The sequence below is a fragment of the Stenotrophomonas sp. YJH_SMC_82 genome (genome assembly GCF_059368875.1).
Genome location: NZ_JCAFSE010000002.1, coordinates 373,140 through 387,407 on the forward strand (window position 1 = coordinate 373,140; position 14,268 = coordinate 387,407).

14 protein-coding genes are annotated in these 14,268 nt (G+C 67.3%); 6 read left to right on the top strand and 8 right to left on the bottom strand.

Features of this window, described 5'->3' with window-relative positions; translation table 11 throughout:
* Positions 1 to 57: 57 nt before the first annotated feature.
* Genes sdhA through AC5P53_RS09365 form a run of 4 tightly spaced genes read right to left on the bottom strand, consistent with a single transcriptional unit; the run spans position 58 to position 2,882 of the window.
* Complete coding sequence (gene sdhA / locus AC5P53_RS09350) at positions 58 to 1,848, bottom strand: succinate dehydrogenase flavoprotein subunit (protein WP_014646765.1); 1,791 nt, start codon at positions 1,846 to 1,848, stop codon at positions 58 to 60.
* 31 nt (positions 1,849 to 1,879) lie between these two features.
* On the bottom strand, positions 1,880 to 2,266 hold the full coding sequence (gene sdhD, locus AC5P53_RS09355) for a succinate dehydrogenase, hydrophobic membrane anchor protein (protein ID WP_005409077.1): 387 nt from the start codon (positions 2,264 to 2,266) through the stop codon (positions 1,880 to 1,882).
* Positions 2,263 to 2,655, bottom strand: coding sequence for a succinate dehydrogenase, cytochrome b556 subunit (gene sdhC / locus AC5P53_RS09360; RefSeq protein WP_024958620.1), 393 nt, complete (start codon positions 2,653 to 2,655; stop codon positions 2,263 to 2,265). The genes sdhD and sdhC overlap by 4 nt, the downstream gene beginning before the upstream one ends.
* 56 nt (positions 2,656 to 2,711) lie before the next feature.
* The gene (locus AC5P53_RS09365) at positions 2,712 to 2,882 is read right to left on the bottom strand and encodes a DUF1674 domain-containing protein (RefSeq protein WP_005409075.1); all 171 of its coding nucleotides are present in this window, start codon (positions 2,880 to 2,882) and stop codon (positions 2,712 to 2,714) included.
* A gap of 39 nt (positions 2,883 to 2,921) precedes the next feature.
* Between AC5P53_RS09365 and ygfZ the strand changes: the two genes are divergently transcribed.
* Positions 2,922 to 3,797 carry a CAF17-like 4Fe-4S cluster assembly/insertion protein YgfZ gene (gene ygfZ / locus AC5P53_RS09370; protein WP_241886685.1) on the top strand — a complete coding sequence of 292 codons (876 nt, stop codon included), beginning with the start codon at positions 2,922 to 2,924 and terminating at the stop codon, positions 3,795 to 3,797.
* A gap of 103 nt (positions 3,798 to 3,900) precedes the next feature.
* Here the strand turns inward: ygfZ and AC5P53_RS09375 are convergent, their stop codons facing one another.
* Positions 3,901 to 4,983: an ABC transporter ATP-binding protein gene (locus AC5P53_RS09375; protein WP_495227325.1), complete on the bottom strand. Its 1,083-nt coding sequence runs from the start codon at positions 4,981 to 4,983 to the stop codon at positions 3,901 to 3,903.
* 352 nt (positions 4,984 to 5,335) lie between these two features.
* Here AC5P53_RS09375 and zwf point away from each other — a divergent pair, with 352 nt between their 5' ends.
* The 5 genes from zwf to AC5P53_RS09400 all read left to right on the top strand — a co-directional run bounded on the left by zwf (position 5,336) and on the right by AC5P53_RS09400 (position 11,249).
* On the top strand, positions 5,336 to 6,772 hold the full coding sequence (gene zwf / locus AC5P53_RS09380) for a glucose-6-phosphate dehydrogenase (RefSeq protein ID WP_014646761.1): 1,437 nt from the start codon (positions 5,336 to 5,338) through the stop codon (positions 6,770 to 6,772).
* A complete protein-coding gene (gene glk, locus AC5P53_RS09385) occupies positions 6,769 to 7,776 on the top strand; it encodes a glucokinase (RefSeq protein WP_014646760.1) in 1,008 nt (335 codons plus the stop codon). Before zwf ends, glk begins: the two co-directional genes overlap by 4 nt.
* On the top strand, positions 7,773 to 8,498 hold the full coding sequence (gene pgl / locus AC5P53_RS09390) for a 6-phosphogluconolactonase (protein WP_014646759.1): 726 nt from the start codon (positions 7,773 to 7,775) through the stop codon (positions 8,496 to 8,498). Before glk ends, pgl begins: the two co-directional genes overlap by 4 nt.
* 58 nt (positions 8,499 to 8,556) lie before the next feature.
* Positions 8,557 to 10,473 (top strand): phosphogluconate dehydratase, encoded by a 1,917-nt coding sequence (edd, locus tag AC5P53_RS09395; protein WP_032958604.1) that lies wholly within the window; start codon positions 8,557 to 8,559, stop codon positions 10,471 to 10,473.
* A 116-nt stretch (positions 10,474 to 10,589) separates the two neighbouring features.
* Positions 10,590 to 11,249: a bifunctional 4-hydroxy-2-oxoglutarate aldolase/2-dehydro-3-deoxy-phosphogluconate aldolase gene (locus AC5P53_RS09400; protein ID WP_014646757.1), complete on the top strand. Its 660-nt coding sequence runs from the start codon at positions 10,590 to 10,592 to the stop codon at positions 11,247 to 11,249.
* Positions 11,250 to 11,408: 159 nt separating this feature from the next.
* On the opposite strand, the gene AC5P53_RS09405 is transcribed toward AC5P53_RS09400, so the two are convergent.
* The 3 genes from AC5P53_RS09405 to ispG all read right to left on the bottom strand — a co-directional run bounded on the left by AC5P53_RS09405 (position 11,409) and on the right by ispG (position 14,253).
* Positions 11,409 to 12,056, bottom strand: coding sequence for a response regulator (locus tag AC5P53_RS09405; protein ID WP_005416124.1), 648 nt, complete (start codon positions 12,054 to 12,056; stop codon positions 11,409 to 11,411).
* Positions 12,057 to 12,257: 201 nt separating this feature from the next.
* Positions 12,258 to 13,007, bottom strand: a complete 750-nt coding sequence (locus tag AC5P53_RS09410) for a phosphatase PAP2 family protein (RefSeq protein WP_032958602.1) — start codon at positions 13,005 to 13,007, stop codon at positions 12,258 to 12,260.
* Positions 12,988 to 14,253: a flavodoxin-dependent (E)-4-hydroxy-3-methylbut-2-enyl-diphosphate synthase gene (gene ispG / locus AC5P53_RS09415; protein WP_041863307.1), complete on the bottom strand. Its 1,266-nt coding sequence runs from the start codon at positions 14,251 to 14,253 to the stop codon at positions 12,988 to 12,990. Before ispG ends, AC5P53_RS09410 begins: the two co-directional genes overlap by 20 nt.
* Between the last annotated feature and the right edge of the window lie 15 nt (positions 14,254 to 14,268).

Consider the following 14,268-nt stretch of genomic DNA (forward strand, 5'->3'; position numbering starts at 1 on the left):
CGTTGGCTCAGGCGGCCCGCGCGCGTGGGCGCGGATTGCATGGTAGGCGGGGTCGGATCAGTACACGCGCGGCTTCGGCGGCACCACGGACACGTCGTCGGTCAACGTGTACATGTGCACCGGACGGTAGTCGAAGCTGCACTTGCCCTTCTCGTCGACGCTGACCAGGGTGTGCTTCTGCCAGTTGACGTCGTCGCGGTCCGGGAAGTCCTCGTGCGCATGCGCGCCGCGGCTTTCCTTGCGCTGTTCGGCCGAGTTGATCGTCGCCACCGCATTGAGCAGCAGGTTGTTCAGCTCGTAGGTCTCGATCAGGTCCGAGTTCCACACCAGCGAACGGTCGGAGACCTTCACGTCCTGGAACGAGTCGAAGATCTTGTCCATCTTCTCGCAGCCTTCCTTCAGCGTCTGGCTGGTGCGGAAGACCGCCGCGTCGGCCTGCATGGTGCGCTGCATGCGATCGCGGATGACCGAAGTCGGGGTATCGCCGTTGGCGTGGCGCAGCTTGTCCAGCAGGCCCAGCGCCTTGTCGCAGGCATCGGCCGGCAGCGGCTTGTGCGCAGCGCCCGGCTTGATGGTCTCGGCACAGCGGTTGGCCACGGCACGGCCGAACACCACCAGGTCCAGCAGCGAGTTCGAGCCCAGGCGGTTGGCGCCGTGCACGGACACGCAGGCCGCTTCGCCGATGGCGTACAGGCCCGGCACTACCGCGTTGTCGTTGTCGCCGACCTTCTGCACCACTTCGCCGTGGTAATTGGTCGGGATGCCGCCCATGTTGTAGTGCACGGTCGGGATGACCGGAATCGGCTGCTTGTGCACGTCGACGCCGGCGAAGATGCGGGCGCTCTCGGCGATGCCCGGCAGCTTCTCGTCGATCACGCCCGGGCCGAGGTGGGTCAGGTCGAGCAGGATGTGGTCCTTGTGCTCGCCGACGCCGCGGCCTTCGCGGATCTCGATGGTCATCGAACGGCTGACCACGTCGCGCGAGGCCAGGTCCTTGTAGTGCGGCGCGTAACGCTCCATGAAGCGCTCGCCGCTGCTGTTGCGCAGGATGCCACCTTCACCGCGGACACCCTCGGTGATCAGGCAGCCGGCGCCGTAGATGCCGGTCGGGTGGAACTGCACGAACTCCATGTCCTGCATGGCGATGCCGGCACGCATGGCCAGGCCGCCACCGTCGCCGGTGCAGGTGTGCGCCGAGGTGGCGCTGAAGTAGGCACGGCCGTAGCCGCCGGTGGCCAGTACCACGCCCTGGGCGCGGAACAGGTGCAGGGTGCCGTCGGACATGTCCAGGGCCAGCACGCCGCGGCAGGCGCCTTCCTCGTCGAAGATCAGGTCGAGCGCGAAGTACTCGATCATGAAGCGCGCATCGTGCTTCAGCGACTGCTGGTACAGCGTGTGCAGCATCGCGTGGCCGGTACGGTCGGCCGCCGCGCAGGTACGCTGCGCCGCCGGGCCTTCGCCATACTTGGTGGTCATGCCACCGAACGGACGCTGGTAGATCTTGCCTTCGGCGGTGCGCGAGAACGGCACGCCGTAATGTTCGAGCTCGATGATGGCCGGGATGGCCTCACGGCACATGTACTCGATGGCGTCCTGGTCGCCCAGCCAGTCCGACCCCTTGATGGTGTCGAAGAAGTGGTAGCGCCAGTCGTCCTCGCCCATGTTGCCGAGCGCGGCCGAGATACCGCCCTGGGCGGCAACGGTGTGAGAACGGGTCGGGAAGACCTTGGTCAGGCACACGGTCTGCAGGCCCTTGGCGGCCAGGCCGAACGTGGCGCGCAGGCCGGCACCGCCGGCGCCGACCACGACCATGTCGTACTTGTGTTCGGTGATCTTGTAAGCGGACATCTAATCTGGATTCCTGTGTAGGTGCCTGGGCTCAGGCAACGCCGAGGGCGATGCGGCCCACCGCAAACACACTGACGATCATGCCGAGCACGGCGACGAACTTCACCGCGGTCTGCAGCACCAGGGCCAGCAGCGATTCGTGGATGTAGTCTTCCAGCACGACCTGCATGCCGAGCTGCGCGTGCCAGAACATGGCGATCAGCAGGCCGATCAACGGCACCGCGTTCCACGGCTTGGCCACGGCGGCGGCGGCGGTGGCGTAGTCCGAGCCCAGCAGGCCCAGCACGAAGACCAGGAACCAGATGCCCAGCACCACCAGTGCGGCGGCGGTCAGGCGCTGGTGAACGAAGTGCTCGGTGCCGGTCTTGGCCGAGCCAAGGCCGCGCACGTTCTTCAACGGGGTACGGAACTTGCTCACGCGGCACCTCCGAACATCACATAGGCCCACACCAGCAGGGTGATCACCAGGCTGCCGATGACCGACAGCCAGCTGCTGCGGATGAAGGCGGGGATGCTGAAGCCGATGGCGAAGTCCTGCACGACGTGGCGGATGCCATTGCACAGGTGATAGGCGAACGACCATGTCCACGCGAACAGGAACACGCGGCCATACCAGGCCCCGGCATGGCCGGTGAAGCAGTTCCAGGACTCGGGCCCCATCATCAGGGCCAGCAGGCCGGCGGCGATGATGAGGGCACCAACAGACAGAAAGACGCCAGTGGCTCGATGCAGGATCGAGGTGGCCATCTGAATCTGCCAGCGATACACCTGAAGGTGCGGGGAAAGTGGGCGTTGTCTGGTCGCCATTCGCTGGGCTCGTTGTCTCGGCTGGGCGGCACACGGCCGCGTTGGCTCAATGCTGATCAGAAATCGATGCAGCGTCCGTTTTTCTCCCAATCGCCATACCGCACCGGATCAAGTCCGCCGCGGCCGCCGAATTCTTCCGCTTTTTCCTGTTCCACGGGCACGGGTGCCGCGGGGACCAGCGGGGCTTCAGATTCGTCGTCGGGAGTGGGGGTTGTTTGGCCTATCATGTTCGGTCTCGCAACGCACAAATTTTAGACCTCGTTCACGTGCCTGACAACCTGCCCCCTGCTTTCGTCGGATATCCGCGCCTGCCCGGCCACCAGCTGCTGAGCCTGCAGGGCCCGGATGCGGCTGTCTTTGCCCACGCCCAGTTCAGCAGCGATGTCACCGCCCTGCCCCTGCAGCACTGGCAGTGGAGTGCCTGGCTGAGCGCCAAGGGCCGCACCCTGGCGGTGTTCCAGCTGCTTCGGCTGGCCGACGACCACGTGATGCTGGTGCTGGCTGACGGCGATGCCGATGCGATTGCGTCGCAACTGCAGCGCTTCGTGTTCCGCCGCAAGGTGAAGGTGCAGGTGCGCAGCGATCTGGCGGCGGCTGGCGCGTTCACCGCGCCCGAGGCCGCCAGCGGCGGGGCGATTGCGCAGACCGCAGGCGACGGCTGGGAGCTGGACCTGGGCAGCGATGCCCTGCCGCGCACCCTGCGCGTTGGCAGCGCCGACGCGTTCGCTGCCGGCAATGAAGCCGATGAGGCCGCTTTCGCCCTGGCCTGGCGCCAGGCCGACCTGCGCTACGGCCTGCCGCGGCTGGAAGAAGGCCAGCGCGAAGTGTGGACCCCCCAACAGCTGGGCCTGGACCGCCTAAACGGCTACAGCGTGAAGAAGGGCTGCTATCCCGGCCAGGAAATCGTCGCCCGCACCCACTTCCTCGGCAAGGCCAAGCGTGCGGTGCAGTTGCTGCATACCGCAGCACCGGCACAGGCCGGCGATGGCGTGCAGCAGGATGGCGCGGGGCTGGGCACGATTGCCAGCGTGGCCGGCGACCTGGCACTGGCGGTACTGCCACTGGAGGCCAGCGACGCTGACCTGCAGGTGGGCGATGCCATTGCGCAGCGCGTGCCGTTGCTGGATGGCCTGGCCCGCTGAAGCAGGCGGGGACCTGCACGGGTGGGTGCAGGAATGGTAGTGCCGGCCGCTGGCCGGCAACCATGCAGGGTTGAGGTTGCCGGCCAGCGGCCGGCACTACCCCTTACAGGCGCGCGCCGGTCTCCGGGTTGAAGAAATGCAGGCCCTGCGGATGGATCGCCACGCGGATCTGCTCGCCCACCTCGGGCAGCGCCTGCGGCGCCACGCGCATGGTCAGCGCGTGCTGGCCACTGCTCAGGTTGACGAAGATCTCGTTGCCGACCGGCTCGATGCCTTCGATCCGCGCGCTGAACGCATGCGCATCGTCGGCGGCCGCCGGCTGCAGATGCTCCGGACGCACGCCCACCGCGATCGGCTTCTGCAGCCACGCCGGGTCGATGGTGGCCTGGCCCAGCGGCGCACACCAGTCACCGTCGACCACGGTCACGCCACCGGCATCGCCCTGCAGCGTGCCGCGCAGCACGTTCATCGCCGGGCTGCCGAGGAAGCCCGCCACGAACAGGTTGGCCGGGCGGTCGTACAGCGCCATTGGCGTATCGATCTGCTGGATGATGCCGTCCTTCAGCACCACGATGCGCTGGCCGAGGGTCATCGCTTCCACCTGATCGTGCGTCACGTAGATCATGGTGGTGCCCAGCTTGCGGTGCAGCTGCGCGATCTCGGTACGCACGCTGTGGCGCAGCTTGGCATCCAGGTTGGACAGCGGTTCGTCGAGCAGGAACACCGCCGGCTCGCGCACCAGCGCACGGCCCAGCGCGCCACGCTGGCGCTGGCCACCGGACATCGCCTTGGGCAGCTTGTCCATCATCTCGGTCAGGCCCAGCGTCTGCGCCGCCTCGGCGATGCGCTTGTCGATGGTCGCCTTGTCGTGACCGCGCAGCTTCAGGCCAAAGGCCAGGTTCTCGGCCACGGTCATGTGCGGGTACAGCGCATAACTCTGGAACACCATCGCGATGTCGCGATCCTTCGGCGCCACGTCGTTGACCACGCGATCACCGATGGTCAGCGTGCCGCCGCTGATCTCCTCCAGGCCAGCCACCATCCGCAGCAGGGTCGACTTGCCACAGCCGGACGGGCCGACCAGCACCATCAGCTCGCCATCGGCGACCTCGAAGCTGGCGTCCTTCACCGCGACCTGGCCGTTGTCATAGACCTTGCGCACACCCTGCAACTGCACTTTTGCCATATCACCTATCCGGTCCGCCCGAAGCCGGGCTGTCTTTTGGGACTGCCTCGGCCCTCCCGATGGCAGTGATGATTGCGCGCTTGCCGCATGACGGCGAGCACTGCAATCGAATACAGTTGCCCATTCTGCCATGTAAACGTTTTCACGTGGCACTATCCGATGATCGGTGCGCACCGATCTGCGTCGGCGGTTGAACGAAGGTTCCGCCGAGGCAGTGGTTTCGAATGGAACGGTCTTCCGGCCCCCCGGAGAACGCCCCTGACGAACCTCGGACAGGCAGTTGCGCGGATGTCCCCCGAACCCAGCCATGAAGCGATTGACAACGATGTCACCCGGATCTGAAACTCGAGCGATGCACGACACCCTCTTCCTGTTCGGTGCCACAGGTGATCTGGCCCAGCGCTACCTGTTCCCTTCGCTGCTTCGCCTGCTTGGCGACGGCCTGCTGCCGGAGGACTTCCGCATCCGTGCGCTGGCCCTGTCCGGGCATGACACCGAAGCCTTCCATGACATCCTGCGGCCGCGCCTGCAGCAGGCCATGCCGATGGCCACGCAGGACGACATCAGCGCCCTGCTGCGTCGCATCGACTACCGCTCTGTGGACCTGCGCGACGTCGACTCGGTTGCCGCCGCGGTCGCCGACCTCGTGCACCGCAAGTGCGTCAGCTACCTCGCCATCCCGCCGGGCCTGTACATCTCCACCTGCGAAGGCCTGGCCAAGGGCGGCGCCCTCGCCGCGCCGGCACGCCTGATGCTGGAAAAGCCGATCGGCAGCGACAGCGAGAGCGCCGAGGAAATCATCAGCACCATCGGCCAGTGGATCGACGAGGACCGCGTGTTCCGCCTCGACCACTACCTGGGCAAGGCCGCGGTGCAGAACCTGATCGCACTGCGCTTCGGCAACACGCTGCTGGAAGCGGTGTGGAACCGCAACTACATCGAATCGGTGCACATCCTGGTGGCCGAAAGCGAAGGCGTGGATGGCCGCGATGCCTATTACGCCCGCTCCGGCGCGCTGCGCGACATGGTGCAGAGCCACATCCTGCAGCTGCTGTGCATGGTGGCGATGGAACCGCCGGCATCGCTGGAAGCCGATCGCATCCGCGACGAGAAGGTCAAGGTGCTGCGCGCCCTGCGCCCGCTCGATGCCCGGCACGCCGCGCGTGACAGCATCCGTGGCCGCTACACCGCCGGCACCATCAATGGCCAGCCGGCACAGGCCTACCAGCCGCCGGAAGGCAGCGACGTGGAAACCTTCGCCGGTGTCACCGCGCATATCGACAACTGGCGCTGGAGCGGCGTGCCGTTCCACCTGGTCACCGGCAAGCGCCTGCCCGAGCGCACCACCCGCGTGGTGGTCACGCTGAAGCCGGTCACCCACTGGCTGTTCGAGCGCCCGCAGCGCGCGCAGGCCGCACCGAACCGCCTGGTGTTCCAGCTGCAGCCGCAGGAAAACATCGAACTGGGCCTGATGAGCAGCCTGGCAGGCCCGGAATGGGGCGCGCTGGAGCTGCATCCGCTGGAGCTGGAACTGTCGGTGCCGACCGGCCTGCACCGCCGTATCGCTTACGAACGCTTGTTCCTGGATGCCTTCAACGGCAACCACACGCTGTTCGTGCGCGATGACGAAGTGCGTGCGGCCTGGGCCTGGATCGACAGCGTCGCCGACGCCTGGAAGGACGCCAAGCTGCCGCTGGAGCCCTACCCCGCCGGCCAATGGGGCCCGGGCAATGCGGGCGGGTTCCTGCCGCAGGACCTGGACGCGCCCGACAGCGGAGCGTCGGCATGAGTGCCAGCTCGCAGCCAGTGCTGGTCGCCGACATCGGTGGCACCAACGCGCGCTTCGCCCTGGCCGACACCTCGCTGGACGCACCGCTGCAGAAGGACAGCATCCGCGAGTACGCGGTGGCGGAGTTCCCGTCGCTGGGTGATGCCGCGCGCCACCATCTGGAACAGATCGGCGCCACGGCAAGCCGCGGCGTGTTCGCCGTGGCCGGTCGCGTGGATGGTGACGAAGCACGCATCACCAACCATCCGTGGGTAATCTCGCGCAGCCGCACCGCTGCCATGCTCGGGTTCGACGAACTGCACCTGATCAACGACTTCGCCGCGCAGGCGATGGCGATTTCGCTGCTGCAGCCCGATGACGTGGTCCAGGTCGGCGGGGCTGCCTGGGTACCGGGCAAGCCCGGCCAGCCACGCAACTACGCGGTGATCGGGCCCGGTACCGGGCTCGGCGTCGGCGGCCTGATCATGCGTCACGGCCGTTGCTATCCGCTGGAAACCGAAGGCGGCCATGTCAGCTTCCCGCCGGGAACCCCGGAAGAGATCCGCATCCTGGAGATCCTGTCCGAGCAGTTCGGCCGCGTCTCCAACGAGCGCCTGATCTGCGGCCCCGGCCTGGTCAACATCCATCGCGCCGTGTGCGAGATGGCCGGCATCGATCCGGGCCAGCTGCAGCCGGTGGACGTGACCGCCCGCGCCCTGCACGGCGATCCGCAGGCGATGCGCACCGTGGATGTGTTCTGCGCCGTGTTCGGCGCCATTGCTGGCGATCTGGTGCTGACCCAGGGCGCCTGGGACGGCGTGTTCCTGACCGGCGGGCTGACCCCGAAGATGCTCGATTCGCTGCAGCACTCCGGTTTCCGCCAGCGCTTCGAGCACAAGGGCCGGTTCTCTTCCATCATGGCGCGCGTGCCCTCGTTGGCGGTGATGCATCCCCACGCCGGACTGCTGGGCGCCGCCGCCTATGCCGCCGACGCCGAACGTGACGCACCTGGAGTTGCCGCATGAGCCCCACCACCTTCCACGACGACCGCATCGAGTTCATCAACCATGGCGATGCCGATGGCTGGATCGAAGCCGTTGCCGCCGAGATGGCGCACACCCTCAACCACGACATCAACGAAGTGGGCCGCGCCCGCATCCTGCTGTCTGGCGGCACTACACCGGCGCCGGTCTACCAGGCGCTGGCCGAGTTGGACGTGCACTGGGACCGGGTGGAAGTGAGCCTGGCCGACGAGCGCTGGCTGTCGCCGCAGGATCGCGACAGCAATGCCTGGCTGGTGCGCGAGCACCTGCTGAAACGCGCCGAGGGTGCGCATTTCGATCCACTGGTGCGGATCGGCAAGCCCCTGCCCGAATGCGTGTACACCGCCAACCTGCAGGCACAGCACAGCCAGCCGCCGAGCCTGGTGGCACTGGGCATGGGCAACGACGGCCACACCGCCTCGCTGTTCCCGGGCTCGAAGGACCTCGCCCGCGCACTGGAAAGCACCCTGCCCTATGCCGCGCTGGATGCCACCGGCTGCCCGGGCGCGAACCAGTGGCCGCTGCGCATCACGCTGACCCCGCATGGGCTGCGCCAATGCCGACAGCGCCTGCTGCTGCTGCGCGGCAAGCAGAAGCTGCAGGTGCTGCGCCAAGCGTTGGACAGCAACGACGCCCAGCAGTATCCGATCCTCAACGCGATCAACCTGGAAGGCGCGCGCCTGCGCGTCCACTGGGCTGATTGATGTCGGCGGCGGCGCCCCGCCGCCGCTTGCCTCTCGCCACCTTGAACGCCGGTAGCCAATGAGCCTCCATCCGCAACTGCAAGCCATCACTGAGCGTGTCATCCGCCGCAGCGCCGCCTCGCGTGCCGCCTACCTGGCCGCGATCGACGCCTCCCTGCGCGAAGGCCCGTTCCGCAGCCGCCTGAGCTGCGGCAACCTCGCCCATGGATTCGCCGCCTGTGGCGGTACCGACAAGAGCCGCCTGCGCGGCGGCGTGACGCCGAACCTGGGCATCATCACCGCCTACAACGACATGCTCTCGGCGCACCAGCCGTTCGAGACCTATCCCGAGCAGATCCGCGAGATCGCCCGCGAGCTGGGTGCCACCGCACAGGTGGCCGGCGGCGTGCCGGCGATGTGCGACGGCGTCACCCAGGGCCGCGGCGGCATGGAACTGTCGCTGTTCTCGCGCGATGTGATCGCCCAGGCCACTGCGATCGGCCTCAGCCATGACATGTTCGATACCACCGTCTACCTCGGCGTGTGCGACAAGATCGTGCCGGGCCTGCTGATCGGCGCGCTGGCCTTCGGCCACCTGCCGGCGGTGTTCGTGCCGGCCGGCCCGATGACCCCGGGCATCCCCAACAAGCAGAAGGCGGAAGTGCGCGAGCGCTATGCCGCCGGCGAAGCCACCCGCGAAGAGCTGCTGGAAGCCGAGTCCGCCTCGTACCACGGCGCCGGCACCTGCACCTTCTACGGCACCGCCAATTCCAACCAGGTGCTGCTGGAAGCGATGGGCGTGCAGCTGCCGGGCGCATCGTTCGTCAATCCGGGCACGCCGCTGCGCGACGCCCTCACCCGCGAAGCCACCGAACGTGCACTGGACATCACCGCGCTCGGCGACGACTTCCGCCCGCTGGGCCGGATCATCGATGAGCGCGCGATCATCAACGCGGTCATCGCGCTGATGGCCACCGGCGGTTCGACCAACCACACCATCCACTGGATCGCAGTGGCGCGTGCCGCCGGCATCGTGCTGACCTGGGACGACTTCGACGAACTGTCGCAGCTGATTCCGCTGCTGGCCCGCGTCTATCCGAACGGCGAGGCCGACGTGAACCGCTTCGCGGCCGCTGGCGGACCGGCCTTCGTGTTCGGCGAGCTGATCAGGGCGGGCCTGATGCACGGTGACCTGGTCAGCGTGGCGCGCGGCGGCATGGCCGACTACGCGCGCGAGCCGCAGCTGCGCGACGGCCAGCTGGTCTACCTGCCGGGCCTGCAACACAGCGCCGATGACGAAGTGGTGCGTGGCGTCGACAATCCGTTCGAGCACCAGGGCGGCCTGCGCCTGCTGCGCGGCAACCTGGGCAAGTCGCTGATCAAGCTGTCGGCGGTGAAGCCGCAGTACCGCACGATCGAAGCACCGGCCGTGGTTGTCGATGCGCCGCAGGTGCTGAACAAGCTGCATGCCGGCGGCCTGCTGCCCGAGCACTTCGTGGCGGTGGTGCGTTACCAGGGCCCGCGTGCCAACGGCATGCCGGAACTGCATTCGCTGGCGCCGCTGCTGGGGCTGCTGCAGAACCAGGGCCGGCGCGTGGCACTGGTCACCGACGGCCGCCTGTCCGGCGCCTCGGGCAAGATTCCGGCGGCGATCCATGTGACGCCGGAAGCGGCGCGCGGTGGTCCGCTGGCCAAGGTCCGCGAGGGCGACATGATCCGCCTTGATGGCGAGGCCGGCACGCTGGAAGTGCTGGTGGACGCGGCCGAGTGGGCCGCGCGTCCGCTGGCCCCGAACACGGCGCCTGCCGCGCATGACCTGGGCCGCAACCTGTTCGCGATCAACCGTCGCGTGGTGGGGCCGGCCGATCAGGGTGCGATTTCGATTTCGTGCGGGCCGGCGGCGGCCGATGGCGGGCCGTGGGAATACGACGCGGAGTACGAGCTGGGGCACGATGCCGCAGCGGCGGCGGCGCCGCATGAGGCAAAAGACGCCTGAAGCGAAAAGCCGCGGCAGGCTTCCCGGCCTGGGCAGTAGAGCGCCCTGGACAATTCCCGGCGCGTCATTTGCGCTGCGGCCACTGAATCAAGAAGAGCAAAGGCAAGGGCAAAAGCATGGGTATCGAACAACATCAGGTGAAGGCGGCGGAGCTGTTGCGTGCGGCGGGCATCCTGCCGGTGGTGACGATTCATACGCTGGACCAGGCGCGTGCGGTCAGTGCGGCGTTGCTGGAAGGTGGCCTGCCGGCGATCGAGTTGACGCTGCGTACGCCAGTGGCGATGGAAGCATTGGCGATGCTCAAGCGCGAGCTGCCGGACGTGGTGGTGGGCGCCGGCACGGTGCTGACCGTGGAGCAGATGCAGCAGTCGATCGATGCGGGCGCGGACTTCCTGGTGACCCCGGGTACGCCACCGGCGCTGGCCGATGCGCTGGCGGCGGCCCCGCTGCCGGTAGTGCCGGGTGCGGCCACGCCGACCGAACTGCTGTCGCTGTATGCGCGCGGCTTCCGCGTGTGCAAGCTGTTCCCTGCCACCGCCGTGGGGGGGCTGGCGATGATCAAGGGTCTGGCCGGCCCGGTTGCCGACCTCAAGCTGTGCCCGACCGGCGGCATCACCGAAAACACCGCCGCCGAGTACCTCGAGCAGAAGAACGTGGTCTGCATCGGCGGTTCGTGGATGGTGCCGGGCAGCTGGATCGCCGACGGTCAGTGGGACAAGGTGCGCGCCAGCGCCGCCGACGCCGCGAAGATCATCAAGCGCGTACGCGGCCACTGAGCCCGACGCAGCTGTAGAGCCGAGCCCATGCTCGGCTCCGCGCCCGCAGGCCGGAAAGCAGCCGAGCATAGGCTCGGCTCTACATTTTCTCTATCGGCAGTGACGGCGCACGGAACCTGTCGGTGGCCCTGCGGAGGGCTCAGCCGTTGGCCGAATCCCTTACAGCGGCCGTGCCGGATCCACCAGCCCGTACTGGCTGGCCATGCGCGCCAGCGCGATGTTGTCGTGGATCCCCATCTTCTCGAACAGCCGCGCCTTGTGCGTGTTCACCGTCTTCGCACTCAGGCTCAGGCGCCGCGCGATGTCTTCCTGGCGCAGGCCCTGGGTCAGCAGCAACGCCACTTCCAGCTCGCGCGGCGACAGGCTGTCGAATGGAGAGCCGTTGCCTTCAACGGTCGACAAGGCCAGGTTCTGCGCGATGCTGGTGCCCAGGTAGCGACGGCCCATGGCCACATCGCGCACCGCACGCAGCAGCTCCTGTGCATCGCAGCCCTTGCCGATGTAGCCCGCAGCCCCGGCTTCCAGCAAGCGCTTCGGCAGCGGACCGTCTTCCAGCACCGACACGATCACCACGCGGGTGTTGCGATGGCTGCGGACGATGCGCTCGGTCACCTCCATGCCACTCACGCCGGGCAGGTGCAGGTCGCACAGCACCACGTCCGGCAGCAGCTGGCGGACGTCGCGCAGCGCATCTTCGCCGGTCTCGGCTTCGCCCACCACCTCGATGTCGGTCTCCCCCGACAGGATCATCTTCATCCCGGTGCGGACCAGTGCGTGGTCATCCACCAGGTAGACTCGAATCGTCATTCACGTACCTCTTCGAATGCGGCCATTGCAGGTCAAGCTAGGCAGGGCGCCGATACCCCTGCAAGCGCGTTCGAGATGCGACCCGGGCATTCTGCCTTGCGCATCACAGTACCGCGCGTTGTGCTTGCCCCCTGTCTTGCAGAACCTGCTGCAACGAAACAACTGATCTATTACGTAGACGCCCCGGAGGGGCCATCCACGTCAATCCCCCTGTGATGATGCTTCGCTGGCCGTCGCTGGCGGCGAATCCTGACGTCGCCAAGGATGCCGGCGACTGAACATGACCAGATAGCACCCTACCACCCAAACCAGCGCGGCACACCATCCGGCCAGGATATCGGAGGGGTAATGCACGCCCAGATAGACCCGGGAGACGCTGACCAGCAGGCTGAACGCGGGCGCCAGCAGCAGCACCGGCCAGCGCCAGCGGGTGTTCCAGGCCAGCAGCACCAGGGTCACGGCCAGGGTCATCGAGCCCATCGCGTGGCCGCTGGGAAAGCTGAACGTCGATTCCGGCGCGATCGATTCCCACAGGCTGGGGCGCTGGCGCTGGAAGAAATGCTTGCTGCCCATGTTCAGCAGCGCCGAGCCGACGAAGCTGACCGCTACGAACGTGGCCTCACGCCAACGCCGGTAGCCCAGCAGCACGCCGATGATCAGCACGTCGGCGGGAATCAGGAACCATTCGTAGCCCAGCCTGGAAATGAGCACGAAGAAGCGGTCCAGCAGCGGTGAGTGCAGGCCATGCATCTGCCACAGCAGCGGCGCATCGAAATGGAACGATTCAAATTCGTGCACTTCGTCGGCCAGCGCGACGAAACCCGCCAACGGCAGCAGCACGCCACCGAACAGCAGCACCAGGCGCCAGGCATTGTGCGCCATCCAGTGGCGGAAACCGGAGGCGGACTCCGGCGCAGCGAGGATCGCAGGCTTATCCGGCGCTTCGGACATATTTGTGTTCGACGTAATCGTCGATCAGGGCGACGAACTCCTGGGCGATGTTCTCGCCACGCAGGGTCACCTTCTTCTCGCCATCGACGAACACGGGCGCGGCCGGGGTTTCACCGGTGCCCGGCAGGGAAATACCGATGTTGGCGTGCCGCGACTCACCCGGCCCATTGACGATGCAGCCCATCACCGCCAGGGTCATGTTCTCCGCACCCGGATGGTGGATCTTCCACAGCGGCATCTTCTCGCGCACGTGGTTCTGCACCACCTTGGCCAGTTCCTGGAAGAACTCGGAGGTGGTGCGGCCGCAGCCCGGACAAGCCGTGACCAGCGGCGTGAAGGCACGCTGGCCGGTGGTCTGCAGCAGTTCCTGGGCGACGATCACTTCCTGCGTGCGCGACTGGCCCGGTTCCGGGGTCAGCGAGATGCGGATGGTGTCACCGATGCCTTCCTGCAGCAGCACGCCCAACGCCGCCGACGAGGCGACGATGCCCTTGCTGCCGATACCGGCCTCGGTCAGGCCCAGGTGCAGGGCAAAATCGGAGCGCTGGGCCAGGTCGCGGTACACCGCGATCAGCTCCTGCACGCCACTGACCTTGGCCGACAGCACGATGCGATCGCGCGGCAGGCCGAGCTCCACCGCCTGCTCGGCCGAATCCAGCGCCGAACGGATCAGCGCCTCGCGCAGCACGCGACCGGCATCCCAGGGCTGCTCGCGCAGGTTGTTCTCGTCCATCAACTTCGCCGCCAGGGCCTGGTCCAGCGAGCCCCAGTTGGCACCGATGCGCACCGGCTTGTTGTAGCGGATCGCGAACTCGATCAACTGAGCGAACTGCAGATCCTTCTTCTTGCCGAAGCCGACGTTGCCCGGATTGATGCGGTACTTGGCCAGCGCTTCGGCACATGCCGGCTCGGCGGTCAGCAGCTGGTGGCCGTTGTAGTGGAAATCACCGATCAGCGGCACGTCGATGCCCATCATCGCCAGCTTGTCGACGATGCGCGGGATCGCCGCAGCGGCTTCCACGGTATTGACGGTCAAACGCACCATTTCCGAACCGGCCCGCCACAGCTCGGCCACCTGCTTCACGCTGGAGGCCACGTCGGACGTGTCGGTGTTGGTCATCGACTGCACCACGACCGGCTTGCCTCCGCCTACGGTGACCCCGCCGATCTGCACGGCATGGGTCTGGCGGCGGGGCCAGGAGGTGGCATCGGAGGGAGGAGTCGGGCGGGTGACGGCGTCGTGCATGGGCGCATTCTACCG

Coding starts and splice junctions, on each gene's coding strand:
- sdhA (WP_014646765.1), bottom strand. CDS start 1,848: ATGTCCGCTTACAAGATCACCGAACACAAGTACGACATGGTCGTGGTC.
- sdhC (WP_024958620.1), bottom strand. CDS start 2,655: ATGGCGACCAGACAACGCCCACTTTCCCCGCACCTTCAGGTGTATCGC.
- AC5P53_RS09365 (WP_005409075.1), bottom strand. CDS start 2,882: ATGATAGGCCAAACAACCCCCACTCCCGACGACGAATCTGAAGCCCCG.
- AC5P53_RS09375 (WP_495227325.1), bottom strand. CDS start 4,983: ATGGCAAAAGTGCAGTTGCAGGGTGTGCGCAAGGTCTATGACAACGGC.
- zwf (WP_014646761.1), top strand. CDS start 5,336: ATGCACGACACCCTCTTCCTGTTCGGTGCCACAGGTGATCTGGCCCAG.
- glk (WP_014646760.1), top strand. CDS start 6,769: ATGAGTGCCAGCTCGCAGCCAGTGCTGGTCGCCGACATCGGTGGCACC.
- pgl (WP_014646759.1), top strand. CDS start 7,773: ATGAGCCCCACCACCTTCCACGACGACCGCATCGAGTTCATCAACCAT.
- edd (WP_032958604.1), top strand. CDS start 8,557: ATGAGCCTCCATCCGCAACTGCAAGCCATCACTGAGCGTGTCATCCGC.
- AC5P53_RS09400 (WP_014646757.1), top strand. CDS start 10,590: ATGGGTATCGAACAACATCAGGTGAAGGCGGCGGAGCTGTTGCGTGCG.
- AC5P53_RS09405 (WP_005416124.1), bottom strand. CDS start 12,056: ATGACGATTCGAGTCTACCTGGTGGATGACCACGCACTGGTCCGCACC.
- AC5P53_RS09410 (WP_032958602.1), bottom strand. CDS start 13,007: ATGTCCGAAGCGCCGGATAAGCCTGCGATCCTCGCTGCGCCGGAGTCC.
- ispG (WP_041863307.1), bottom strand. CDS start 14,253: ATGCACGACGCCGTCACCCGCCCGACTCCTCCCTCCGATGCCACCTCC.